The sequence below is a fragment of the Endozoicomonas sp. SESOKO4 genome (assembly GCF_024606275.1).
Genome location: NZ_JAHHPS010000144.1, coordinates 1 through 2,424, shown reverse-complemented (window position 1 = coordinate 2,424; position 2,424 = coordinate 1). Strand labels below are relative to the sequence as shown.

At 46.1% G+C, this 2,424-nt stretch carries 1 protein-coding gene and 1 pseudogene; both read left to right on the top strand.

The annotated features are described in order from the left end of the window. A pseudogene (locus KDK16_RS02765) lies at window positions 1-342 on the top strand (hypothetical protein); the annotation flags it as partial. Window positions 343-477: 135 nt separating this feature from the next. Beyond that, entirely contained in the window at window positions 478-2,346 is a 1,869-nt protein-coding gene (locus KDK16_RS02760) for an F-box/WD40 repeat-containing protein (RefSeq protein WP_257274570.1), read from the top strand. Window positions 2,347-2,424 lie beyond the last annotated feature (78 nt).

The window sequence follows — 2,424 nt, the reverse complement described above, 5'->3', positions numbered from 1 at the left end:
CTCACAAAAGAAAAGATCACACCTCAGAGCGAACCTGCCCAGAGTGCCAGAAGACTCAGCCAAACGCGAAAGCCTTTTCGGTTCACAGAAGGCAACACCGAAAACGAAAGCTTGATGATGCAAAGCCAAGAGATTGATTTCTGCTTGTCACAGGCTCAGGAGGGAAAGGCACTGTATACGTCTGGGCATGATCTGAAGTGCAATGTTCGCGTCCATCTGTCTATCACCTGCCGCGGGTTAACCGATGATAAAAAGACATGGAAGGAAATCTTCTTCAGCAAACAGGTCTTAATGCCCATGTGGCAGTACGAAGTCATCAACCTGCTTCGACTGCGCCATTAAAGACTCGCCCTTGGCAGGCTGTGACCCCAAATTTGTGAACTTTCATTCCCAAACCGGTTCTAACCTTTCAATCAGTTTTAAATGTCCTTTCTAACTGAGGATCAATAACGACTTTAGAGCATTGAAGGAGCAGGCATGCACTCTACAAGCAGCAATTCCAGCATTGACAGTTTATTCTCGCCAAAACCTGAGCAACCCCGACCGGAGGAAACACCAACAGGTGTTATTGCAGGCAGGGACGTCACTGCATCTTACAAAAATAAATCTTTGTTACTCGATTTGCCCGACTTACCAGAATCTATGATTATTCGCTATTTGGGTTTGCGGGAGATTACCCGATTAGCAAAGGTATGCAAATATCTTCGCGCTCTTGTTGAAAGTAACAGAGCTCTGGAAAGGGCATGGTATCGCCGGTTTCCTGCCCCACACCAATATCAACTGAAAACAATCTTTACGGCAAAAGATGATCAACAACTCAGTGATTGGTTGAGGCCATTTGCGAATACGGGCACTGTCAAGTCACTCGTAAAAAAACGAGATAACGCTTACTTCCCCGCACTGATCCTTTTCACCAAAAATAAACTGATGTCTCAATGTGAAGTATTGAACCTGGAGACAAAAACCGAAATTACCCATCATCACGGTATCCCCATAGCCACTTTAAGCGCCGATAGCCGCCACTTGGTGACCGTCGGTTTGAATAATGCAGTGAAAATCTGTGACCAGGAAACCGATGGAACATGGAAAGTAAAACCCACTATTAACCTGAATGGCCGTGTCTGTTCCGCCAGCTTCAGCTCCGATGGCCATCATTTGTTGATCGCCGGTGGAGATGACATGAACACTGCGAAAATCTATGGTCAGGAGGACGATGGATCATGGGCAGTAAAAGACACCATTACCCATGCTGGATTGGTTAAATCAGCCACCTTCAGCGCTGATGACCGCCATGTGTTGACCGCCAGTGATGATAGGGTGAGAATCTATGGCCAGACAGATGGATCATGGGAAGCAAAATACACTACCAGCCATCTTTCTCCGGTGATATCGGCCAGCTTCAGCGCTGATGGCCGTCGTGTTTTGAGCTTCAATAAAGACAGGACTTTCAGAGTCTGCGTTCAGACTGACGATGGATCATGGGAAGAAAAAACCACCATTAAATATAATCATGATCACTTGGTCAAGTATACCAGTTTAAGCTGCGATGGACGTCATTCGCTGATCTTAAACCTCAATAACTCTGCAAAAATCTATGGTGAGAGGGACGATGGATCATGGGAAGATAAAGCTACCATTACCCATGAGAAGATGATCCTCTCAAGCACCTTCAGCGACAACGGCCGTCACCTGGTAACCACTAGTGGAGATTGCAAGGCGAAAATTCTTAACTTGCAAGACGATGGTTCATGGAAAGAAGTAACCATAATTTCTCATCTTCATTCTATCTACTCAGCCGACTTCAGCCCCGATAGCCGCCATGTGGTGACTGCCAGTTTTGATGGAACAGCAAACATCTCTGGCCAGCAGGACAGTGGATTATGGTTAATAAAAGCCACTATTAAACACAAGGACATGATCACCTCGTTCAACTTCAGCGCCGATAGTCGCCATGTGGTGACTGCCAGTTATGATGGAACGGCAAACATCTATGGCCGGAATGGCGAGGGATCATGGGTAAAAAAAGCCACCATTGCCCACAAAGATTGCGTCCAATCAGCCACCTTCAGTGCCGATGGTTGTCTTGTGGTGACCGCCAGTGAAGACAAAACGGCGAAAATTTATGGTCTGGGAGACGATGGAACATGGGTAGAAAAAGCCACCATTCAACACAATGGTGCAATCACCTCAGCCACCTTCAGCGCCGATAGCCGGTACGTGTTGACCGTTAGTTATAACAAAGCAAGAATTACTGAACTTTGTGGGAAGAATGGAAAGATGGATGGTCGGATGAGCGCAAATCCACTAAAGACTGAGAACCATGAGAAGTACTCTTTACAACAATAATCGCACAAAGCATTTTCCCCGACCAGGGCGCTGTTTTTTCTTTGTTCCAATGACCTCAATGTTTTGAACTTTCATTCT